This window comes from Acinetobacter portensis, assembly GCF_009372215.1.
GTDB classification, from domain to species: Bacteria; Pseudomonadota; Gammaproteobacteria; order Pseudomonadales; family Moraxellaceae; genus Acinetobacter; species Acinetobacter portensis.
Genome location: NZ_LWRV01000108.1, coordinates 33669 through 57175 on the forward strand (window position 1 = coordinate 33669; position 23507 = coordinate 57175).

General features: G+C 34.7%; 25 protein-coding genes. 14 read left to right on the forward strand and 11 right to left on the reverse strand.

The window, feature by feature from the left end:
• Positions 1-62: 62 nt before the first annotated feature.
• Positions 63-1031 carry an alpha/beta hydrolase gene (locus tag A6M14_RS13090; RefSeq protein ID WP_152875685.1) on the reverse strand — a complete coding sequence of 323 codons (969 nt, stop codon included), beginning with the start codon at positions 1029-1031 and terminating at the stop codon, positions 63-65.
• Between the two features lie 286 nt (positions 1032-1317).
• On the opposite strand from A6M14_RS13090, the gene A6M14_RS13095 reads away from it, so the two are divergent.
• A complete protein-coding gene (locus tag A6M14_RS13095) occupies positions 1318-1761 on the forward strand; it encodes a universal stress protein (protein ID WP_152875643.1) in 444 nt (147 codons plus the stop codon).
• A 123-nt stretch (positions 1762-1884) separates the two neighbouring features.
• Positions 1885-2331, forward strand: a complete 447-nt coding sequence (locus tag A6M14_RS13100; protein WP_152875644.1) for a universal stress protein — start codon at positions 1885-1887, stop codon at positions 2329-2331.
• A gap of 65 nt (positions 2332-2396) precedes the next feature.
• Here A6M14_RS13100 and A6M14_RS13105 read toward each other — a convergent pair whose 3' ends face one another.
• Together A6M14_RS13105 and pepN are read right to left on the reverse strand one after the other, a co-directional pair.
• Positions 2397-2621, reverse strand: coding sequence for a hypothetical protein (locus A6M14_RS13105; protein ID WP_152875646.1), 225 nt, complete (start codon positions 2619-2621; stop codon positions 2397-2399).
• Positions 2622-2839: 218 nt separating this feature from the next.
• Positions 2840-5449, reverse strand: coding sequence for an aminopeptidase N (gene pepN / locus A6M14_RS13110; RefSeq protein ID WP_152875648.1), 2610 nt, complete (start codon positions 5447-5449; stop codon positions 2840-2842).
• Positions 5450-5788: 339 nt separating this feature from the next.
• Here pepN and A6M14_RS13115 point away from each other — a divergent pair, with 339 nt between their 5' ends.
• From A6M14_RS13115 to accC, 6 genes are all read left to right on the forward strand, one after another.
• The gene (locus A6M14_RS13115; RefSeq protein ID WP_152875650.1) at positions 5789-6046 is read left to right on the forward strand and encodes a hypothetical protein; all 258 of its coding nucleotides are present in this window, start codon (positions 5789-5791) and stop codon (positions 6044-6046) included.
• 155 nt (positions 6047-6201) lie between these two features.
• A complete protein-coding gene (locus A6M14_RS13120) occupies positions 6202-7365 on the forward strand; it encodes a hypothetical protein (protein WP_171522173.1) in 1164 nt (387 codons plus the stop codon).
• A 42-nt stretch (positions 7366-7407) separates the two neighbouring features.
• A complete protein-coding gene (thiM, locus tag A6M14_RS13125) occupies positions 7408-8238 on the forward strand; it encodes a hydroxyethylthiazole kinase (protein ID WP_152875654.1) in 831 nt (276 codons plus the stop codon).
• Positions 8239-9047: 809 nt separating this feature from the next.
• Entirely contained in the window at positions 9048-9503 is a 456-nt protein-coding gene (gene aroQ, locus A6M14_RS13130; RefSeq protein ID WP_152875655.1) for a type II 3-dehydroquinate dehydratase, read from the forward strand.
• Between the two features lie 17 nt (positions 9504-9520).
• The gene (accB, locus tag A6M14_RS13135) at positions 9521-9940 is read left to right on the forward strand and encodes an acetyl-CoA carboxylase biotin carboxyl carrier protein (protein WP_152875657.1); all 420 of its coding nucleotides are present in this window, start codon (positions 9521-9523) and stop codon (positions 9938-9940) included.
• A gap of 17 nt (positions 9941-9957) precedes the next feature.
• Complete coding sequence (accC, locus tag A6M14_RS13140) at positions 9958-11316, forward strand: acetyl-CoA carboxylase biotin carboxylase subunit (protein WP_152875659.1); 1359 nt, start codon at positions 9958-9960, stop codon at positions 11314-11316.
• Between the two features lie 69 nt (positions 11317-11385).
• Here accC and A6M14_RS13145 read toward each other — a convergent pair whose 3' ends face one another.
• Complete coding sequence (locus A6M14_RS13145) at positions 11386-11874, reverse strand: hypothetical protein (RefSeq protein WP_152875661.1); 489 nt, start codon at positions 11872-11874, stop codon at positions 11386-11388.
• Between the two features lie 406 nt (positions 11875-12280).
• Here A6M14_RS13145 and A6M14_RS13150 point away from each other — a divergent pair, with 406 nt between their 5' ends.
• Positions 12281-13525 (forward strand): GGDEF domain-containing protein, encoded by a 1245-nt coding sequence (locus A6M14_RS13150; protein WP_206669625.1) that lies wholly within the window; start codon positions 12281-12283, stop codon positions 13523-13525.
• A 39-nt stretch (positions 13526-13564) separates the two neighbouring features.
• On the opposite strand, the gene A6M14_RS13155 is transcribed toward A6M14_RS13150, so the two are convergent.
• The 3 genes from A6M14_RS13155 to A6M14_RS13165 all read right to left on the reverse strand — a co-directional run bounded on the left by A6M14_RS13155 (position 13565) and on the right by A6M14_RS13165 (position 16199).
• Positions 13565-14722, reverse strand: a complete 1158-nt coding sequence (locus tag A6M14_RS13155) for an MFS transporter (protein WP_152875665.1) — start codon at positions 14720-14722, stop codon at positions 13565-13567.
• Positions 14723-15007: 285 nt separating this feature from the next.
• Positions 15008-15787, reverse strand: a complete 780-nt coding sequence (locus tag A6M14_RS13160) for an SDR family oxidoreductase (protein WP_152875667.1) — start codon at positions 15785-15787, stop codon at positions 15008-15010.
• Position 15788: 1 nt separating this feature from the next.
• Positions 15789-16199 carry a GlcG/HbpS family heme-binding protein gene (locus A6M14_RS13165; RefSeq protein ID WP_152875668.1) on the reverse strand — a complete coding sequence of 137 codons (411 nt, stop codon included), beginning with the start codon at positions 16197-16199 and terminating at the stop codon, positions 15789-15791.
• A 127-nt stretch (positions 16200-16326) separates the two neighbouring features.
• On the opposite strand from A6M14_RS13165, the gene A6M14_RS13170 reads away from it, so the two are divergent.
• The 3 genes from A6M14_RS13170 to A6M14_RS13175 all read left to right on the forward strand — a co-directional run bounded on the left by A6M14_RS13170 (position 16327) and on the right by A6M14_RS13175 (position 18178).
• Entirely contained in the window at positions 16327-17232 is a 906-nt protein-coding gene (locus tag A6M14_RS13170; protein ID WP_152875670.1) for a LysR family transcriptional regulator, read from the forward strand.
• A gap of 244 nt (positions 17233-17476) precedes the next feature.
• A complete protein-coding gene (locus tag A6M14_RS14140) occupies positions 17477-17632 on the forward strand; it encodes a hypothetical protein (RefSeq protein WP_171500293.1) in 156 nt (51 codons plus the stop codon).
• 357 nt (positions 17633-17989) lie between these two features.
• Positions 17990-18178 (forward strand): hypothetical protein, encoded by a 189-nt coding sequence (locus tag A6M14_RS13175; protein ID WP_152875672.1) that lies wholly within the window; start codon positions 17990-17992, stop codon positions 18176-18178.
• Positions 18179-18253: 75 nt separating this feature from the next.
• Here A6M14_RS13175 and A6M14_RS13180 read toward each other — a convergent pair whose 3' ends face one another.
• From A6M14_RS13180 to prpB, 3 genes are all read right to left on the reverse strand, one after another.
• On the reverse strand, positions 18254-18487 hold the full coding sequence (locus A6M14_RS13180; RefSeq protein ID WP_152875674.1) for a hypothetical protein: 234 nt from the start codon (positions 18485-18487) through the stop codon (positions 18254-18256).
• A gap of 299 nt (positions 18488-18786) precedes the next feature.
• Entirely contained in the window at positions 18787-19914 is a 1128-nt protein-coding gene (gene prpC / locus A6M14_RS13185; RefSeq protein ID WP_152875676.1) for a bifunctional 2-methylcitrate synthase/citrate synthase, read from the reverse strand.
• A 4-nt stretch (positions 19915-19918) separates the two neighbouring features.
• Entirely contained in the window at positions 19919-20803 is an 885-nt protein-coding gene (prpB, locus tag A6M14_RS13190) for a methylisocitrate lyase (protein WP_152875678.1), read from the reverse strand.
• Between the two features lie 217 nt (positions 20804-21020).
• Here prpB and A6M14_RS13195 point away from each other — a divergent pair, with 217 nt between their 5' ends.
• Both A6M14_RS13195 and argF read left to right on the forward strand, forming a co-directional pair.
• Positions 21021-21671, forward strand: coding sequence for a TetR/AcrR family transcriptional regulator (locus tag A6M14_RS13195; protein ID WP_152875679.1), 651 nt, complete (start codon positions 21021-21023; stop codon positions 21669-21671).
• A 110-nt stretch (positions 21672-21781) separates the two neighbouring features.
• Positions 21782-22702: an ornithine carbamoyltransferase gene (argF, locus tag A6M14_RS13200; protein ID WP_152875681.1), complete on the forward strand. Its 921-nt coding sequence runs from the start codon at positions 21782-21784 to the stop codon at positions 22700-22702.
• A 40-nt stretch (positions 22703-22742) separates the two neighbouring features.
• On the opposite strand, the gene A6M14_RS13205 is transcribed toward argF, so the two are convergent.
• Positions 22743-23417, reverse strand: coding sequence for a hypothetical protein (locus tag A6M14_RS13205; protein WP_152875683.1), 675 nt, complete (start codon positions 23415-23417; stop codon positions 22743-22745).
• Between the last annotated feature and the right edge of the window lie 90 nt (positions 23418-23507).

A 23507-nucleotide genomic window follows, 5' to 3' on the forward strand; every position in this document is an offset into this window, starting at 1 on the left:
GATACCAACCGAACGGTATGTTATGCATTTGCAAAAAAATATGCAAGCTTAGAATGTAATTTTTAATGTGAAGTTTGTTTCAAAAAATCTATAGTTTTAACAAATGTTTCTTGGCTTGCTTTTTTACTCATCATGAACTGATATTCATGTACAAGCAGTTCCTTGGAGTCTGGATAAAAAACTTCGGTAACCTGAATATTCTTATCTTTTAAAGCCTGAACAAATGGTACAGACTGACTTTCAGTTAAAAAGTCTTTATTGCCACCACTAATAAATACAGGTGGATAATTTGCGGTTAAATGTTGATTTGGCGAAATACTTGCTAAAAATTGAGCATCATCCTTTTTACCACCCGTATATGCTTGAACCAAATTATTAATGCCCCATTCAAGTAATTTAATTTCATCTGAACCTTTATTTACGAAGCTTTCCAAATCATAAATACCACAATGAAGAATCAAACCCTTTAACTGATGTATTGAAATTTTTGGATGTAACGATGATGCATCTGCAAAATTTGGATTCGCCATAAGTGCTGCATAATGACTTACCATATTTGCGCCTGCAGAATCACCTGCTAAGTAAATTTGATTTGCATCAATTTGATATTTATTCGCATTTTTCGTAATAAAATCTAGAGCATTATCTATTTGTTGCAATTGTTGAGGATAGATTTCTGTTGGTGCAAATTGATATTCAACCGAAATCACGTTATAACCTTGCTCCGCTAAACGTTTAAAATAGCCTCGTGCATGTTCTTTTGAACCTGAAATCCAACCACCACCGTGAATCCAAACAACGACTGGTCGTTTACTCAATTGCTTAATATTTTCAGGCTGATACAAATCAAAATGTAAATTTGGGTTTGTCATATATTCAATATTAGGAGTAACAATAATATTTTCAGGGGCATGCCGATCTATAAGCTTCTTTTGAATATTGGTTGATGCATTGAATGCACCCGCAATAATCTTGCTATTATTTTGCGTACTTTGACAACCACTTATTGCTAAAGATAAAACCAAACTCATGACAGCAAATTTTAATTGCACCGCTACACCCTTAATTCATATATATAAATTTCTTTGAGTGTAATTTATATTCAAACTTTCACCTATATAAATATGTAAATTCTCCTTCTTTTTCAGAACCATAATCCCGACTATTTCCATATAATTATTCTGTCAAGCAGTTAACAATAATTCCTTAAAATTCAATGCATTTTCAACTATATCTCCATAACATTTGAACCCAATCTAGCAATGTGTTATCAATGAATTAGTAAGGTAAATAACGATAACTTTCAGGAGCATTTTTATGTCATACAATCATATTTTAGTTCCCGTAGATGGTTCACAAATTTCTTTTTCAGCCGTTAAAAAAGCTGCTCAAATTGCGAAGGCATTCAATGGCAAACTGAGTTTAATTAGTCTTGTTGCGGAAGACCCCTTTACAGATGCAGACTTCTATTATTCTTCAGCGGTTATGAAAGATTATTTTGTACAAGCTTACCAAAATGCGGAAGCAGCACTCAAAGAAGCAAGTGAGTTTGCAACTGCTGAAGGTGTTGAAGCTGAATTAAAAATCATTAAAGGACAAGTGAGTGCTGAAGGTGTTTCAAATGCAGCGAAAGATGAAAATGTAGATCTCATTGTCATGGGATCACATGGCCGTAAAGGTTTTAAGAAGTTAATGTTAGGTAGTTTTGCTCAAGATGTTTTAAATAAAACTGAGCTTCCTGTTCTTATTGTAAAAAATTAGAACAAACCATTAAGCCCAATTAATCTTGGGCTTAATTTCAAAACATCAAAAAACTACAAGAATTTTTACGTGAAAAATTATCCAAATTTAAATTTTTATTGATTAGAAATTAAGGAAATAATGATGACAACTTATAAGCATATTTTAGTCCCTGTCGACGAGTCTCCTATTTCTTATGCTGCTGTTGAGCAAGCGCTATCCTTAGCAAAAGAATTGAATAGTGAAGTTACTGTCATGAGTGTAATTGCAATTGACCCTTTGGTTGGCATCGACTTTTATAAAATTGCACCTGCAATTACGGACTACTTCATGCAAGCTGAAAAAAATGCTCAGCTACGTTTAACAGATATTGAACGTCTTTTTATTCGGGATGGAATTTCTGTCAATACTAAAGTCATTCGTGGCGTTTCAGCCTCTGAAGGTATTATTGGCATAGCGGATGAAGTGAGCGCAGACTTAATTATTATGGGATCTCACGGACATACAGGTTTTAAGAAAATGGTTTTGGGCAGCGTTGCACAAAATGTACTAACCCAATCGCCTATTCCTGTACTCATTATTAAAGTTTAAGTGAAAAATAAATATCTTAAAACACAAAAAAGCCCGTCTAAACGGGCTTTTTATAGATTAACGAACTATACGCGATGTGGTAGATAGTACATTTGGTTTAAAGCTGTATAAAAACTACGACGGTCTTGATTTAATTCAATTTCACGACCAGATTCTAATAAAATATTTAATCCAACATTTACCCAAATAAAACCTTCGCGCGTATTTTGCATTTTTTTTGAAGGTACCAGGGATACTACAATTTCACTACCATTAATTGCTTTCGCAACCAATTGATTACTATTACTCAATATTTACACCAATTTAATTTAGATTTACGCGTTCACTTTGGAACATTTATAACAGAAGAATTAGACATCTAGAAATATCGCTAAAACGATAAATGAGAGGAGAAATAGAATGTTTTTATTGTCTGTGCAGGTATTATAACACAACTTTATTGATTTATCCAATTAAAAACTCTTTACTACCGAAATAGTAAAGAGTTCAAATTTAAACGGCTTTTAATTTAAACATTTAGCATGCTATTTAAAGTTTCAGATACGTTTTTAGATTTAACTAACGGCTTCAATGCTTCAAGTTCAGCTTTCACTTGTGAACGTTGTGGTTCAGCAAGCGTATACCAACGCGATAAAGCTTGAAGTAAACGAGAACCCACAATTGGGTTTTTCTCATCTAAGTACTTCGCTAAATTAATAAAATGCTGAACACCAAAGCTCCAAGTGTTCACAGGATTAGCGTTTAAGCCACCTGTTACAGAACGAATTCTGTTTGGTGTTCCTAAATCGTAATCAGGATGTGAAGTTAAATACTCAATAGTTTCCACATTTGCTTTAGGATGTGCCGCTTGCACCATAAACCATTGGTCCATAGATAAAGCTTCATCTTTAAAACGTAAGTAGAAATCGATTAATGCTGCTTCCGCTTGAGGTGCATCATTCCAAACCAAGACACGCAAAGCACCTAAACGCTCAGACATATTTTTAGTCGATTTATATTGCGCATCTGCAAGCTCAAATGCAGATTCATCACCCTGACGAGCAATCATGGCTAAAAGAATATTTTTAAGCGCACGAACACCCATTGCTTGAGAAAACTCACTTTGTGAATCTGGATCTAATGCTAAATATGCATCTTTGCTAAAGTCAGCAAAAGCTTGCGCTAAAGTCACAAGTAAATCATTACGCTTCGTTTGAATATCGACAGGATTATAGTTTGCATCAATACGGCTACCCAAATAACCTTCTGTTGGCACATCAAACAAACGTGAAGCGAGCAAAGGATCTTTTTGCATAACTTCAGGCACTGTATTTTTCATTGCCTGAATATAAATATCAGATGCATGACCATTCAACAAAATACGCTCTAACAATGTTTGGGTTGCTTGCCATTGGTTAAAACCATTGGTTTCATATTGCAATAAGAACGCAAGATCTTCATCTGAATAGTTAAACTCAAGATTTACAGGCGCAGAGAAATTACGAAGTAATGACACTACTGGTTTTGTCATTACATTTTTAAATTCTATCGTCGCTTCATCTTGCTCAAACAAATACACACCATCTTTCACACCATTTTCAAATAGTGCTTCAGAATCAAGTACAAGCTGTTCACCCGTTTGCGCATCAAATAAAGCCAATGCAACAGGAATTGGAACTGATTTTAAATTTGGATATTTTGCATGTGCTTTTAAGCTTTGTTTTAGGCTTAAACGATATGTCTGCGTAGTCGCATCATACTCACCTTTTGCTTCTAATTTTGGCGTACCTGGTTGGTTATACCAAGTTAAGAAGTTCGATAAATCGACACCCGAACCTGCTGTAAGTGCAGCAACCCAATCTTCAACAGTTACGGCTTGACCATCATGACGTTTGAAATATTCATCTGTACCTTTACGGAATTTTTCTTTGCCTAAAAGTGTTGCCATCATGCGGTTAATTTCCGCACCTTTTTCATAAACTGTTGCTGTATAGAAGTTATTAATTTCCACAAAGTGATCTGGACGTGGCGGATGCGACAATGGACCTGAATCTTCAGGGAACTGATGCCCTTTTAAAACAGCCACATCATCAATACGTTGTACCGCAGCAGATTGTAAATCTTCTGAGAACGACTGATCACGGAAAACTGTTAAGCCTTCTTTTAAGCACAATTGGAACCAATCACGACAAGTAATACGGTTACCTGTCCAGTTATGGAAATACTCATGCGCAATCACCGCTTGAACCTGCATAATTGCTGCATCAGTTGTGTATTCTTCATCAGCCAATACACATGAGGTATTAAAGATGTTTAAACCTTTATTTTCCATTGCACCCATGTTGAATGCGCTTGTTGCCACAATCATGTAGTTATCTAAATCGTATGGAAGACCGTAATGCTCTTCATCCCAACGCATAGAATGCTTCAAAGCTTCCATTGCGATATGGCATTTTGGAATATCTTTTTCTTCTGCATAAATTTCCAAGGCAACATCACGACCTTCAGATGTCACGTAACGATCTTTAAGTACCGCCAAGTCACCAATGACGCAAGCAAATAAATAGGCAGGTTTTTTGGTTGGATCTTGCCAAATCGTATAATGACGACCGTCACCCGCTTCACCTGCTTCAATTAAGTTACCATTGGCAAGTAAGACAGGATATTTTTTATCGGCTTCTACACGTGTGGTAAATAATGAAAGAACATCCGGACGATCTGGATAGAAAGTAATTTTACGGAAACCTTCTGGTTCATTTTGGGTCACAAATAAATCTGAACCTGCCAAATACAATCCTTCAAGCATGGTATTTGTTTCAGGATGGATAATTACTTGAGTTTCAATAATGGCATCATTTGGTGCATTTTCAATCACAAGCTGTTCAGAATCGAGCTTATACTCACTACTCGTAAGTTGCTTACCGTTAAGCAGAATAGATTTTAACTCTAGATCACGACCTAAAAGTACTAAATCGCCTGCTGTTTGGCGTTGCATCACCAATTTTGTATTTACATTGGTATGATCGGCAAAAACTTGAATATCTAAATGAATAGAGTCGACCAGAAAAGATGGTTTTTGATAATCTTTTAAATAGACAGTCTGATCTGCCTGTACCATTGGGTTTGCCGCAATATTCATGTTGTATCCTACTGTTGTTTTAGCTCAGACTTTCTTGTCAAGATTTACGATCATACGTCAACTTCCAAGATCTGTCTTTGCAATTCATCTGCCTTTATATATGGGACTTTGACGCAATTTTTCAATATAAAACAATTGAATTTATTCGATTTATAATTCTAATTTCTAAAATTGAACAGCCCCTTGAAACAGATTAGATACAAATACACCTAAATCAAAAACCAATTATTTTAATAATTTTTAAAAATTGATCATTTTGTGCACGATTTTTGCTTATTTAAAATCAAGTGCAAATGCACATCATCTCAAACCTTTAAAACAAAAAATCTGGGGTATAAAATGTATATTAAAGATCATATCGTACGCATAGAAAATATTAAAACTCTGCATGCATTAGATGCAGCAAATATTAACCATAAAGTCATTGCGCTGTTTATGACCTGTGAAGGAATTCCGCTTAAAGAATTCGAGGTAAGTGCTATTTTAAATAGCTTTGATTCTTTGGGTAGCAAAAAAATTCCTTCAAAAAAAGTTCAAGCTTTACTTAAAGCCAAACAGCTCAGTGAAGATGATGATACCTTTCCATGTCCTGTGTAATTTAAGATGAATCAGATAAAAATACGGTTTTATACCGTATTTTTATTGCCTACCGTTCAATCTTAATCCCATGAATAGATCTTAAATACCGCAAATCAAATTTATCCTTCATCGCTTCTGTGTATAATCAAATAAGACGATTATTTAGATGGATTATTATGCTTCAAATTCTCCAAAAACAGCTTGATGAAAGTTCACAATGTCCTTTGTGTCGTGCATCTATGAATTGGATTGAAGCAGAAGAATTCGATAAAGAAATTTATTATCACGAATGTATCAGTTGTTCACATAAAGTTTTTCAAGACGCTAAAACCAATTGCCATTGCGACACCTGCACATCGCAACGTAAAAAGCTCATGAAAGAAACCATGCAACAAGAACAACAAAAAATTAAGAAAAAAAGCAAAGATATTGTTGAATACGACCTTAACCATCTCAGTTTTTTAAATAAGTTATTTTTACTTGGTTTATTAGATGAGTTAGTCGATGAACACACTGGACATCAAGAGTTTATAGATTGGGATCAACTTAAATACCGCCCAATCAGTCCGAATTATTTTTTTCAAAGCCACCTTGTCAAACAATTGGTGAAAGATAATATTTTAGTGGCTAAAGAGTTCAGTGATTCTGCCCAACAATATTATATAAATATACGTTTAGATGGATATTCAGAACCAAGCCTTTTCAGTATTACTCAACAATTAAGAAATTGGTTTTATCAAAATTTGGCTTTAGGTGTACCCTTCAAATCTTCCGATGAAGTGAAAGATACTTTACACCTTTTACTTTACCAAGAAATTGTACAATTTATGCAATTCTATTGCAGAACTTGGGGCGTACAAATTGCAGGAAATCTAAGTTTCCAAGCTTTTTGCTTCCGTTTAATGGAATCTCTTGCAGTGGGGCAAATTTATTATTTAATTCAAAATGCTTTGGAATACTTACATACACAAAAAGCATTACAACCTCGAAATGAAAATTTCATTAATACAAATTTATTGAAAAAAACCTTACAGCAGTATCGTGAACGCGCCCTGACAGAAAAATGGGAAACATCTACATTACCCCGCCCTCATAACATTCCACTGAGTAGAATGAGTGAAATTCTGTTTTATAGATTTTTAGGCTACGACGAAAAAATCTTTTTCCAACCCTTCTGGCGCTCATGGAAAAAAATCGAGCCACGTTTGAAATTCTATTCGTTAAAACGTTGTATGTACTGTGGTTCAAATGAATTAACTGTCGATTATGATGCCGAAGATTACGTTTCTTTGTATTGCCGTAATTGTAAACATCAAGACCATTATTTCACTCATTAAGCACCCAGTTTTATAGAAATTATTGCGAGCTATAGATAAGTTATGAATGCTTCTGCCCAACTTAAAGCACAAATTTTAGATCAAGTCATTGAAGCTTGGACTCAATTACAAGCTCAACAACCACTAGTACACTGTATTACCAATAGCGTTGCAGCAAATTACGTTGCCAATATTCTTTTGGCAGCAGGCGCATCTCCCGCCATGATTGACAACCCTTTTGAGGCTGAAAGTTTTGCTAAAATTTCAGGTGCAATTAGCATTAATACAGGCACGCCCACATCTGAACAAACAGAAGCCATGAAAATTGCGGCAAAAACCTGTTTTGAAAACAATAAACCGTGGGTGCTTGACCCTGTTGGCTATAGCGCAATTTTAGCTTGGCGTTCTGAAACCGTGGATGAATTAGTTAAATATAAGCCAAGCATTATTCGAGGCAATGCATCTGAAATAAGTACGCTTGCAGGTAATCAAAATCAATCTAAAGGTGTCGATAGCACCTTAAATAGTGCTGATGTTTATACGCAAGCAAAAAGTTTACTCACTCAAACAGAATGTGTTGCCATTTCAGGTGAATCAGATTTTATTATTACAAAAGACCTTCAAGCTGTAGTGAAAATTAATGGCGGCTCTTTTTTACAACCTAAAGTAACTGCAACAGGTTGTGCCTTAGGTGCATTAATTGCAGCCTATTCAGCAATCACGCAACCGAGTATTGCTGCTATTACAGCGCATATTCACTTTGCAGTTGCAGGTAAACTAGCATTTGAGAAGACACAATCTGTAGGTGGTTTTAACGTCGCTTTTATAGATGAAATTTACACAATGAATGCAAAAAAACTTCAAGATTATGCAGATATTGAAATAATACAATAACTTATTTTATAAAGGCTGAATATTTAAGTTCAGCCTTTATCATTAGATATAACAGAGAGATCAATCATAAGTTCAATAGTTTTCAATCCACACATATGCACCTTTTGCCAATCCATCAATATTAAATCATCCGAATTCAGCTTAAAAATAATCAAGATTTGAGATAAATCGTCAGTTCTTTTTTCTTAAATCAAGAAGTCAAAAAATGGCATTTTGAACATCGATATATCCCAGACTTATTTTGGTTGTTCTCCATTTTATATTCATAAAATGTCAACATTGAAACAGAACCATTGATTTATCACTTAATTCACAGCTATATCACTTAATCCAACACTCAACACAAAACACATAAACCATTGTTTTTATGATTATATTTACAAAAACAATGTAATAAAATCTTAATTTTAAAATTTTATTTCAAATGTTAAAAGATAAAAAATAGACTTATTTTTCTTAAATATATCGAGTAAATCTGGGTAAAATTATTAGGCAATCCAATAAAACAAAATCACGATCACATTGAATTTTAATCTGCTTCATTTGAATACATTTAGGCTACATAATTTCAATTCATCATTTTCGCCAATTGTCCTACAATGTAAAAATTAGTAACAAATAGATAATTTGTCATTTTTTAACATTGCCATTTATCTGCAAAATTTACATTATATAGCCATGTTTTGGCACGACACTTCTGCGTCATTTAAAAGAAATTATAAAAAAAATGTAGAATTTTATGCCATAATTAGCAAACTTTGCAGACATCTTGCAAAGTAACTTTGCAACTTATAATTGGAGCAAGCTGAATGAGTGCGACCATTTTGGTCATTCATGGACCGAATTTAAATTTATTGGGAAAGCGCGAACCTGAAGTTTATGGTTATCTTACTCTTGAAGATATCAACTTACAGCTCGCAAACCAAGCACAAAAAGCCTCTATTTCTTTAGACACTTTCCAAAGTAATTGGGAAGGTGCAATTGTGGATCGCATTCATCAAGCGAAACAAGACGGTACACAATTTATAATTATTAATCCAGCAGCACTTACACACACCTCGGTAGCGCTCAGAGATGCACTATTGGGTGTAGCAATACCTTTTGTTGAAGTTCATTTATCTAATGTACATGCACGTGAAGCATTCAGACATCACTCATATTTATCAGATAAAGCTGTTGGCGTCATTTGTGGCTTAGGTGCAAAAGGCTATGCCTCTGCTCTCGACTTTGCCATCGAAAAAATTCAATCTTCTACACAATCTTAAATTAGGAATACTGTCTCATGGATATCCGTAAAATCAAGAAACTCATCGATTTGATGATTGAGTCTGACTTACAGGCGATCGAAGTTAAAGAAGGTGATCAATCTATCGCTTTAACTCGTCGAAATCCGGTTGTCGCGGCAGCAGTTCCAGCAATGCCTACATCTTCTGTAGAAGCTGCTCCTGTTAAAAAGTCACCTCGCGGTGCTGTTGAAACATCGCCTATGGTTGGTGTTTTCTATACAGCAGCTAGCCCTGGTGAGCCAACATTTATCAAAGTAGGTCAAACCGTTTCTGCGGGTGATACTTTGGGTATTATCGAAGCAATGAAAATCATGAACCCAATTGAAGCAACTCAAAGTGGCGTGATTGAAGAAATTTTAGTTAAAAATGGCGAAGTGATTCAATTCGGTCAACCATTATTCCGCTACCGCGCTTAAGACCTCGGGGATTCACAATGTTGCAAAAAGTTTTAATTGCAAACCGTGGTGAAATTGCTTTACGCATTACACGCGCTTGCAAAACTTTAGGAATTAAAACCGTTGGTATTTATTCCGATGCCGATAAAGATCTCATGCATCTTCGTTTCTGTGATGAAGCAGTATGTATTGGTCCAGGTGCAAGTAGTGAAAGCTATTTAAACATCCCTGCGATTATTACTGCTGCTGAAATTACAGGTGCTGATGCCATTCACCCTGGTTATGGTTTCTTATCTGAAAATGCTGAATTTGCAGAAATTGTAGAGAATTCAGGTTTTACTTTCATTGGCCCTCGCCCTGAACATATTCGCCTAATGGGGAATAAAGTTTCGGCAATTACGGCAATGCGTAAAGCAGGTGTTCCTACTGTTCCTGGTTCTGCTCACGCGGTAACACCAACGAATGCAATGGCAGAAGCAAAAGAAATTGGCTTTCCATTGATCGTGAAAGCTGCTTCTGGCGGTGGTGGTCGTGGTATGCGTATTGTTGAAAGCGTAGATACATTACTCGAATCTGTTCAAGCCGCTCAACGTGATGCTGAAATGTGGTTCAGTGATGATACTGTCTATATGGAACGTTTTTTACAAAAGCCACGTCATGTAGAAGTGCAAGTTCTTGCAGATGGTAATGGTCATGCAATTCATTTATATGACCGTGACTGTTCATTACAACGTCGCCATCAAAAAGTATTAGAAGAAGCTCCTGCTCCAAACTTACCTGAAAAAGCTCGTGCAGATATTTTAGAAGCTTGCGTAAAAGCTTGTGAACTTATGCAATACCGTGGCGCTGGTACATTTGAGTTCTTGTTTGAAGATGATGAATTCTTCTTTATTGAAATGAATACACGTGTTCAAGTTGAACATCCTGTGACTGAAATGGTGACAGGTATCGACATTATTGAGCAACAACTTCGAATTGCAGGCGGTCTCGGTTTAAACATTCAACAAAAGGATGTTCAAATTAAAGGTCATGCAATTGAATGCCGTATTAATGCAGAAGATCCAACAACTTTCCTACCATCTCCAGGGAAAATTGAGCATTTTTATACACCAGGCGGTGCAGGTATTCGTCTAGATTCTCATATCTATCAAGGTTATAGCATCCCTCCTTACTATGACTCAATGATTGCTAAACTTATTGCACATGGTAAAGATCGTGAAACTTCTATTGCACGTATGAAACAAGCTTTAGATGAAATGATTTTAACGGGAATTAAAACCAATATTCCGTTGCATAAAGATCTTATCTTGCAAGATAAAAACTTTTGCGAAAAAGCGATGGATATTCATTATCTAGAAAAGCATTTATTAAAACAGTTAGAAGGTCATCAAGATTAATATCTTCTAAATTGAATAAAAAAACCGCTTCTAGTAAGCGGTTTTTTTATATCTTGGATGGTTTTTTAATTAAGGTAAAACTCGCTGTAATGTTGCAAAACACTGTTCAGAATTTTCACTACTGCATAAACTTAATGTGCGATCATTTTTCCATTTCACAAAATACTGTGTAACTTCACCAGACTGATCTTCCTGAGTTCCTGAACAATCAACTTGATTATTATCATATTGAACTTGAAGTGTTAAAGCAGATAAATCTGAATCCGGATCAGGAGTAGGCTGATAGTCATAAACACCTGTTGACCACTCTTCTCCACTTTTGATTACAACATTGCTATTACTTTTAAAATTATAATATTCAGTACATTTATTTTTTTTATTTTGAATCCCCATTCCCCAAAGTCCAACGATTTCAGGTCTTGTTTGAATACGGATTGTATTTTCACTTATCGCTTGTGCAGCGCCTGTTTTTTGTTGCACTTCAGATGACTTTGTCGTTTCAGCATAAATAGTAGAACCATATAAATTAATCAACATTAACAATGCTATTCTTTTCATAACTTTTCAGAGATATTCCATTTACAATAAAGTTATCATATTTAAAAAAAATGATATATTACAAATACAAATATAAACAATTTTATCCCTAATTTAAAAATAATTTTGTTTGTAGTATTTTATACATATCAATATATATATAAAGAATTTTGATATAAAATATAAACATATACTTTAAATTTAACTTAATAATTAACATAAGTTTCTAGAGAGATCTGATTTGCAAGCTAAATTAGTCCAATTGACCAACAAACAAATTCAGCAATTCTCATTCATGTTTGTTGTTTTTACATTTGCGATTTTTATTGCAGCACTTCTTGGTATTTTTACACGCCCACTTGCTTACTCTGCATTCTTTTGGCCTGCAAATCCCATATTTTTAGGGCTCCTTATTCGATTTCCTAAAATGCGCAATGGCAGTGCCTTATTAGGTGCATTTGCTGGATATATGCTAGCAGACTTATTAACAGGCAATGAACTAGCTTTAACATTCATATTAACAATCACAAATTTTATCGCTGTCTTGACTACATTAAGCATTTTATTGTATGTAAAATCTAAACTTAGATCCTTTAGTGGTGGCCCAGTTATTGTTTATCCATATATATTTGCACTCATTTGTGGCACATTTTTAGGTGCTCTATTTGCTATAAATACAATTCCATATGTACCGCATACATTTATGTCAACAAAACAATTAATGGTTGATTTTATAAATTGGTGGAGTGGCGAGTTTCTAAATGCTGTAATCGTATTACCGTTGGTATTAGCATTTCCGAAATTTATCGAAATTAAGAATTTTTTTACAGATAAACGTTCATTATCATTAAATGTTTTTGATACATTCCCATTTTTCGCAGTTATTCTATCCATGATATTAACCCATACTTATTATGGGCCTGGTGCATTACTGTATCCATTAGCAACATTAATATGGGCAGCTTCAGTTTATAGTCTTTTTAATATTGCAGTTATTAATAGTTTCGTTTGTTTAGCTTTATATCACAGTGTTTCATTTTTATATTTTTACGATACAACAAATTCATTTTTAAAAGAAATTACATCTATTCGCATAGGTTTAGCCATTCTTGGTTTAGCGACTATTATTCTATGTATTATTAGTCAAAATCGTAAATTACTTTTTAAAGAGGTTTATTATCTCGCAAATCATGACACTTTAACTGAAACCATGAATCGTCGAAGTTTTATTAAACTCAGTGAACGACTATTAAGCAATAAAAAATATAAACAAGCATGCTTTCTTATGTTAGATATAGATCACTTCAAAAATCTCAATGATGGCTATGGTCATTATGCTGGAGATATCGTTCTTAAAAAATTTGCAGAGCTTGTAAAAGAAAACTTAAGAAATGAAGACTTATTTTGTCGACATGGTGGCGAGGAATTTGTCGTTCTTTTAGCCAATGTAGACAAAGCTGAAGCTTTTATGATTGCTGAACGTATTCGAATACATCTTGCGCAAACAAGCATTAATATTCACCAACAACAGCCTATTCATATTACCGTGAGCATGGGTATTTCTCACACTCACTTACCCACAATTTTAGATTTACAACAACTTATTAATTCAGCCGATACAGCACTTTATCAAGCTAAAAACAATGGGCGAAATAATGTCGTTTTAGCTTAATATTCTAAATACTCATCACATTTTATTTATAAATTCAGACTACGTTTTTATAATGTGATTTGGCAAACCTTTTACAAAAAATAGCCCTATAATTGTAGATAAACCTGCAACTATAAAGATAACCGAACCTGTGAGTTGCACCCAATAATGCCCTACTAAAAGACTACCTATTGCAACGCCAAGCCCCCACATTGTGCTATATATTGCCTGTCCTCTGCCTTGTTGTCCCATAGAAAAATTTTGAAAAATTACTCGCATTGCAATCATATGGAATAAACCAAAACTAAAGGCATGGATCATTTGTGCTGAAAATTGTGCCACAAAACTCGTTGAAAACACCCCAACAATCCCCCAACGTAGCCCTGTAAATAATAAGCAAAGTATCACTAAAAATCGCCAAGAATAGTGTTTAAAAAATACATGCGCATAAGCAAACATGATAATTTCAGCAACAACTCCCACAGACCATAAAAAACCGATTGATGATGTTTGAAAGCCTGAATGGCTTAAATAATTGCTATAGAAACTATAAAACGGCGCATGTGAAAACAGCATAATAAATTCAATAATAAAGAAAGAATACACAACTGGTTTTTTGAGTATTGGCAATAAAGGTTCTAATTTTTTCTGTGATGCGGGTGCCTTATTTGGCTCTTTAATTGTAAATGACCAAATAAATGCTAAAAATGCTATACATAATAATAAAATGGGCAACATAGAAATTGGAATAATTTCCAATAAGGCGCCTATTCCAAATACACCAACAATAAAACCAACAGAGCCCCATTTACGTACCTTCCCGTACAACTCTGTACGTTTCTCTGCTAACCAAAATAAAGTTACACCTTCGAACTGTGCCAAAATTGCATTTTGAAAGAAACTAAAAATAAGCATGAGCAATGCGACAGATTGAAAGTTATTTGGAATAATAAAAATTGAAAACCATACACATGCTTCCATCCATGTTGCTATACGTACTAACAACATTCTTTTGCCAGATTTATCCGCTATCCAGCCCCAAATAAAAGGTGCAAAAAAGCGCGTGATAATCGCTATGGATGACAACAGACCTATTTCTTGAAAATTAAAGCCCTGCTCTTCTAGATAAAGGCTCCAAAATGGCATGAATGTACCAACTATTGCATAGTAGAAGAAGTAAAAACCACTTAGACGATGATGAATTGCAAGAGCTTGCATATAATATTAGTTCCATACAAATTCAATAACTTAAAAACAAACAAGTTGGCTTAACTTGTATTGAATTTGCCTAGTTTTCAATCCAACAATCTAAAAATAAATTAACAAGAGCTTTTCACTTTTAGACTATTTCATAAGGACGCTAATGTTATCATTTTTGAAATAGTCTAAGGGACGAATAAACATGTTTTCCCCATTTTCTTATTCGTTACATACCTATCTTTTATCTTAACTTTAAATAGAAAAACTCCCCACAGGGAGCTTTCTAATAATATTTAAATCAGCTTACGAATTTTTAGTCCATAAACTAGATTGGTAGTCCTTTACGACATCAACAAAACTTTCTGGCAATAAATTTCTAAATAACTGAACCTCACCTGAAACAATTTGGACAATACGTTCAATGAGCTCATCAGGCTGATACTGTTTCAGTGGAAACTTGAAGCTATCTTCTGTTAAACGAGTAAAGTTTTTTTGAGGGTTATACCATTTTTTCATTTCTTGCATTTGTGCATCATTAAAACCTGTGTCATATGGACCAGGATTAACCAAAGAAACTTGAATATTATGATCTTTTAACTCTTCAGACATAACTTCAGCCATCGCTTCTAACGCATGTTTAGTCGCACAATATGGACCTGTCAGTGGTTTGGTGATAATACCTGCTATAGATGATATAAAAATGACTTTACCTGCAATACCTCGATGTACCATTTGCTGCACAATGCCCTGAGTAATAGCTAATGTGGAAAATACATTAACCTCGAAATTTTTTCTAAAATATTCCATAGGAATTTCAGCCAATGGACCTGTTTCTGCAATACCTGCATTGTTGATTAATACATCAACATTCCATTCAAAAGCTTTCTCGCGATCTAAAACATCCGAAATATCTAGCTTTTCAACAGTAAGTTCAACTTTATTTTCTAAAGCCGTTTGTTTTAATAATGCAACCTGCTCCAAAGAGTGAACTGTTGCAATAACTTGATAACCTTTGTTTGCTAAAGCAAGAGCCATCAATTTTCCTAAACCCGTTCCTGCACCTGTAACCAATATTTTATTCATTTTATTTAACCTTACTATTCAAAAAGAAATTCACACATCGTTTTGCTATTTCATAATCTTCATCTGCTGTTCCGCCTGATATCCCTATAGAACCATATAGCTCATCCTGTATAAAAATTGGGATACCACCTGCGATTGTTGTAAGTTTGCCATTACTCAATTCTATCGACCAAATTGGCATATTAGGTTGAGAAAGCTCTCTCAAAACATGAGTCGCAGCTTTAAATAAACAGGCAGTCTTAGCTTTGCGCATTGCTAAATCTATAGAGCCAAGCATCGAATTATCCATGCGTTCAAAAGCAATTAAATTTGCATGGGGATCATAAATAGCGACACAAATGTTCAATTGTTTTTGCGCGCAAAGCTTTAAAGAAAAATCAACAATCTGTTTTGATTCAGAGAGCGTAATCAATATCGTCCCATCCTGTTTAAATCAAATTAAAAATAAATAAGTACTTGAAAGTGATTAAATAGTATTTGATCGAATTACTCGGAACTAGTAGGATTTAATATAAAAGATTTTGAAGCTGTAGTTAAAAATGAAAAATTTAAAACGGATGGCAATTTTTACAAAGGTGATTGAACTAGGCTCAATGAGCGCTGCTGCAAAATTATTAGATATGTCGCCATCTGCCGTAAGTCAACAAATTCGTTATTTAGAAGAGGACAACAATGTCACGTTAATTCATCGTTCAACAAGAAAATTATCTTTAAGCGAAGCTGGAAAGCAATATTATTCCTACTGTAAGCAACTTTGTGATGCTGCAGAAAACGCCCAAGCATTTTTAGATTCTGAAATTAAAGAACCTTCTGGAGAGCTTCGAATTTCAGCTCCTGTTGGTTTGGCAAGTTATTTTATAAGTAGCCTTAAAGATTGGGCTCAAAGACTACCTGATTTAACCATCACCCTACTCGTACTCGATCAACATATAGATTTAATTGAAAATAGAATAGACTTAGCTATACGCGTTGGCGAAATGCCTGACTCATCTTATATTGCAAGTAAAATTTCAGAAATGCATTTAAAACTTTATGCCTCGCCTTTTTGGATTAAGAATCACCCACCTATAAATCATCCAAAAGATTTGGCTAACGTTGATATTCTTCTTCTAGAGTCAACGAATTTGAAATTACCAATACTAAAATATTTTACCCATAAAGAATCACAGACTTATTACCCATTGGAAATAAAACCAAAATATATTATCAATAATATTAGTGTATTACGTGAAATGTGTGAACAAGCTTTTGGTGTTTGCGCATTAAGTACATTTGAAGCAGAACAAGCGGTTATTGATGGTAAACTTATTTCAATCTTGCCTGATTGGGATATAGGTATGATGAATGTTTGGGCTGTAATGCCACAACGAAATTCGCAATCGGCAAAAGTAACGCAAGCAATTACCCTCATAAAAGAAAAATTAACAACTAAATCATCTAACTAATTTTAGCCTATTTGGACTTATGTGATGATCATGTAACTGGTCATAATCACTATATTTATAATATTTTTCACATATTGAGTTAAATCATACTCATGAAGCATAGAAAAGAAAAATCTTGAAATATAAATAAGATATAAATATTTAGATCCTACATATCACCACAGATTCCTCTTAGGACTACCACAGTGTTAATGCTTTAAAGGCGCATATTAACTATTCAGCAATTAACGAAGAAATACTCAAAATGTCTAATTTTAATGATTTTGCAAATAAAGCAACCAAGCTTAGTAATAGCACTCAACCTGTTAAGCAGACAGACTCAAAACCAAGTCAGATGCCAGCAACCACAACAACAGACAAACCCACTCAACCAGACAAGGTTGCTACTCCAGCTAAGTAACGCCTTCTTTTAATCAGTTGTTCACTTTATATTTTAAACTAACCGTGATCTCGCCTCGAAAGCGAGATTTTGTGTTTTATCTCATATAAATTATTCAAATGAATGCTAAATAAGGCTAGAAGTATCATACATCATCGCCTTAAATTATCATTACCTGAAATGATACAGCTATAAATGAGATGACTTTAATCACTCATTCACCACCTTAAAATAAACTGACTTATTTGAAGCAATTAAGAATAAAGAAACGATTCCCTTATTAAAATCATGTGTTTTTTTCAATCATCCCTGACCTGTATTTTATTTATATTAAGTGTATAGTATTTAAATCCTTAAAATATTTATGGAATAATTTTTATGCTTAAAAAATTCTTTGTTTTATTTGCAAGTTGTTTAGCGCTTGTACTTGTATTGGGTACCGTTTTTATTAAAGCTTTCAGCGACCATAATGTCGTTGAGTTTTGGATTTTATTAATGCTTCCTAGTTTTGGTGTACCCATATTGACCGCAGTGCTGATTAGCAAAACAGAAGAAGTTACAATCTAATAATCATTCATGTAAAAAAGCTCGCAATTTGCGAGCTTTTTTATTTTAAATTTATAAAATCTGAATAATCAAAAATTAAGCCTGTGAAATCACTCTAACAATAATTGTCTGCGTGTCTTCCTGCTCTTCCGCTAGATAGACGCGTTTTTGCTCTTTCGACTTTACTTTGAATTGATGATTTTGAAAGGATATTACTGCAGGAATTTGATCGAAATACTGAGCATCGGCATCTATTTCTTCTTGAAATAATGGTGTTCCCAATTGGTAATCCATACTTTTTAATACAACATACTTCACTGTGGTTTTCATAAGATGTACCTACTTTCACTGAACACTTTATTTTTATTTTTACCACTGTTTAGCCCATGAAGAAACCTTTAATTTTAAAAATAGCTTAATCAATAATCAAATAGAGATCTATTTACTTTTTATATGAGTTAAAGTGCCTTGCTAAGTCTACCCATTAATCTTAAAGATAGTTCTTAAAACACAATAGCATTTTTAAGTGATTATTTTATTGAAGAAAATTATCCAATCAAACTAATGTATAAATCCCGAATAAATAAAAGCTCCCTATGGAGCTTTTATGATGTTAATGATTCAGTACATTATCGTGCATCAATAGGTGGAACTTTGCGAAGTTCTGGTCCTGTATAATCTGCACTTGGACGAATAATACGGTTATCTGCACGTTGTTCCATGACATGAGCCGCCCAACCTGTTACGCGCGACATTACAAATATTGGCGTAAACAGTTTCGTTGCGATATCCATAAAGTGATAAGCAGAAGCATGGAAGAAATCTGCATTACAGAATAATTTCTTCTCGCGCCACATCACTTCTTCACAGCGCACAGAAACAGGATATAAAACCGTATCACCTACATCTTTGGCTAATTTTTCAGACCAAATTTTAATGATGCCATTACGTGGATCATTGTCTTTATAAATGGCATGACCAAAGCCCATGATTTTTTCTTTACGTTCAAGCTTCCCTAACATTTCACGTTCAGCTTCATCGGCAGATGTCCAATTTTCAATCATTTCCATAGCAGCTTCGTTCGCACCACCATGTAAAGGTCCACGAAGCGAACCAATTGCACCTGTAATACATGAATGCATGTCCGATAATGTTGATGCACAAACACGTGCCGTAAATGTTGATGCATTAAATTCATGTTCTGCATACAGAATAAGTGAAACATTCATCACTTGTTCATGTAATGCATTTGGTTTTTCACCACGTAATAAATGCAGAAATTGTGCACCAATTGAATCATCATCTGTATTTTCATTTACACGAACACCATCGTGGCTATAACGATACCAATAACAAATAATGGCAGGCAAAGTCGCTAAAATACGATCTGCAACATCTTGCTGATCTGCAAAAGAAGCTTCTGTTTCCAAGTTACCTAGCATTGAAACACCTGTGCGCATCACATCCATTGGGTGTGAATTGGCAGGAATTCGCTCCAAAACTTCTTTTAATGCTTGTGGCAATGAACGTAAAGATTTTAACTTTGCTTTATAAGCTTCTAGTTCTTTTTTATTTGGTAATTCACCAAAGAAAATTAAATAGGCTACTTCTTCAAATTGGCAGTTTTCGGCAAGATCTTGTACATCGTAACCACGGTAGGTTAAACCCGCACCGCTTTTACCCACGGTAGATAAAGCCGTTTTTCCTGCAACTTGACCACGCAACCCTGCGCCTGTAAGTACTTTTCCTTCAGCCATTTTTTTAATTCTCCTGTTTAAACAGTTTATCTAAGGTATTTTCAAAGGTGTGATAATCTAAAAATTCATAGAGTTCTTTTCGTTGTTGCATTTTGTCTAATACGTTGACCTGTGTTCCTTGGTCACGAACTGCATGCATCACTTCTAAAGCTGCTTTTTGCATTGCACGTGTTGCAGAAAGTGGGTACAGCACCATGCGTAAACCTTGTTCTGCAAGTTCATCTACCGTGTAATACGGCGTATCACCAAATTCTGTGATATTTGCCAATACAGGAACACCCACCGCATCACAAACCGTTCTATACATGGTGATATCTGTCATAGCTTCGGCAAAAATAGCATCTGCACCCGCTTCTACACAGGCACAAGCGCGGTCAATCACGGCATTTAAGCCTTCTTTTTGCAAAGCATCTGTACGTGCCATAATCACAAAATTTGAATCAGTTTTGGCATCTACCGCGGCTTTAACCCGATCTACCATTTCTTGTTGCGTCACGATTTCTTTATTTGGTCGATGTCCACAGCGTTTTTGTGCGACTTGATCTTCAATATGAACAGCAGCAGCACCCGCAGCAATCATTTGCTTCACAGTACGTGCAATATTAAATGCACCGCCCCATCCTGTATCAATATCAACCAATAATGGTGTATCTACACGTTCTGTAATACGGCGAACATCTTCTAAAACATTGTCTAAACTAGTCATGCCTAAATCTGGTAGACCGTAAGAGTAGTTTGCAACTCCCGCACCCGATAAATAGATTGCTTTATATCCGACTTGCTTTGCCATCATTGCAGCATAAGCATTTACCGTACCCATAATTTGTAATGGTTTTTCTGCATCCAATGCTTGTCTAAATGCTAAACCTGCAGATTTTTGTTGTGTCATTGTCCTTTCCACAGTATCAATATTATTTATCGAGTCTTGAGTATATCTATAAATAATTTTTGATCTATCCCACTATGGAATAAATACTCTAAAACTTTAGTCACAAGATAGATGAATATTCATGCAAATATATTGTCGATATATACCCCATATGAAAAGCCATGCTTTATATAATATTTGGTATAATTCTATTTAGACTCGCTAAATGATGATGCTAATGCTCAATACTTTTCAGTTTCAACAATCTGTTCATGATGTTCCACAAACAAAACGTGGTCATGAACGTTGTGTCGCACTTCTTGAAAGCGCAACTGAATTGTTTTTAAGTCGTGGCTACGACGCCGTTTCTTTAGACGACATTGTGAATCATGCGGGTGGTTCAAAAGCATCTATTTATAAATTTTTTGGCAATAAAGATGGTTTGTTTAAAGCGATTTGTGATTATCGACGTATCCAATTTTTTAAAGATATTAGTCGAACTTGCGATCAAAATTCCATGGATTTGCGCACCAATTTAATTACTACATTACTCAACTTTTATGAGCACATCCAAAAACCAGAAAATGCATCCTTCATGAAACTGATTATGGAACAAGGTCAGCGTAACCCAGATATTGCACGGCATATTCATGAAAATGGTCCACTTAAAATTCAACAAGTGGTTGCAGACAGCTTAAAACAAGCGCATGAAAATGGTCTATTGTTTTGTGAAAACCCAATTTATTCAGCGCAATTGTATTTTGGAATTTTACGTAATTTAGAATGGCGTATTATTATTGGCGTTCCACTCGATCAAAATGATCAGGAAGTACTCAACTACGTGAATTATGCTGTAGATCGCTTCTTAGACGGTCATCAAAAGCGCTAGTTTTTTTGCATTTTTGTATGCTTATGGTATAGAGTGTTCGATTCTCCTTTTTTCATCAACCAACCAACAACTAATTGTTGTTTCTATTCAGCAATTATTGTGGAGTAACCATGGCTCTACGTCACTTTCTTACTTTACGCGACTTATCTACTCTAGAACTTAACCAAATTATCCAGCGTGGTATTGAGCTCAAGCGAAAGCAGCATAACAATGAAGTTTTCCAACCTTTTGTTGGTAAAGTCATGGGCATGATTTTTGAAAAATCGAGTACTCGTACACGTGTATCTTTTGAAGCAGGTATGAGCCAATTTGGCGGTAGCGCAATTTTCCTTTCTTCACGTGATTCTCAATTGGGTCGTGGTGAGCCTGTTGAAGATTCTGCTCGTGTCATTTCAAGCATGCTTGATATTGTAATGATTCGTACTTTTGGTCATGACATTGTTGAACGTTTTGCTTCTTATTCAAAAGTTCCAGTCATTAATGCCTTAACGGATGATCATCACCCTTGCCAATTACTTGCAGACGTTCAAACTTATGTTGAACATCGTGGTTCGATTGAAGGTAAAACGGTTGCTTGGATTGGTGATGGCAACAACATGTGTAATTCTTATATTGAAGCTGCGCACATGTGGGGCTTTAAGTTAAAAATTGCTGCGCCTAAGGGTTATGAGCCTCAAGATAAATTTTTGGCTGAATTTGCGCATTGTGTAGAGCTTGTAGATTCTGCGGAAGATGCTGCTGTGAATGCAGACCTAATCGTCACTGATGTTTGGGCGAGCATGGGACAAGAAGAAGAGCAAAAAATTCGTGAAAAGGCATTTGCTGATTTCCAAGTGAATGAAAAATTGATGGATTTGGCTCACCCAGATTGTTTATTCATGCACTGCTTGCCTGCGCACCGTGGTGAAGAAATTTCTGAAAATATGCTAGAGCATAAAAATGCTGTCGTCTGGGATGAAGCTGAAAACCGCTTACATGCTCAAAAATCTTTAGTTGAATTTTTATTAAATGAAAATTTAAAGAAAGATTAATATTTTGATTTAAAAAAGCTCCGAACTCGGGGCTTTTTTATTAAGTGTTAGTTTTGATGTTGACATAGTTTTCCATATGATTATTCGTGTTTCTAATAAAATAATCCAATTCATCGTTTGCTGTTTGAAAATAAATATTAAAACTTGGACTTACACATGGATCTATTACACTATGTTTTTTATAAATAGTTTTGAATTGTTCAATATAATGGGTCGTCCATTCTTCATCTGTGTCAAAGCTATCTCTAGTTTTTAGCGTTGCATATAAAACATTCAAATCATCCATAATTTGGCTTACATCTGGATTAAAAAACCACAAAACTATTTCATTATTCTTCAATGCCACACTTTCATATTGATCTGTTTTATCCTTTGGGCTTACGCTATAAAGTCGCCCATGTTCGCTATAAAGTAATTGGCTGATTAAAACTTGAGGATGTTGCCCTATTTCTAGTTCTCTAATTTGTCTTGATATATTAAGACATTTCGGTAGCTTACTTGTATCAGAATCTGCACTATGTACAAATAGTTTTATAGCTTTATCTAAAAATCTATGCTCCCCCACACCTGTAAGAATACCTTTATTCCAACTATAAATTTTACTATCTAAATATTCTTTAAATGATTTTGGATTATCTTTTTCAAATGAAATAAATTTGTTGTCTGCAACAACAATAGCACTATCTTTTAGTTGTATTGCTGTGATAAATGTCATATTTAATACATATTAAGCAAATAAATCACAATTATAAACAAAGCAGATAGGAAATACACTACATGGCTGGGGCTTTGTTGCACAAACCTA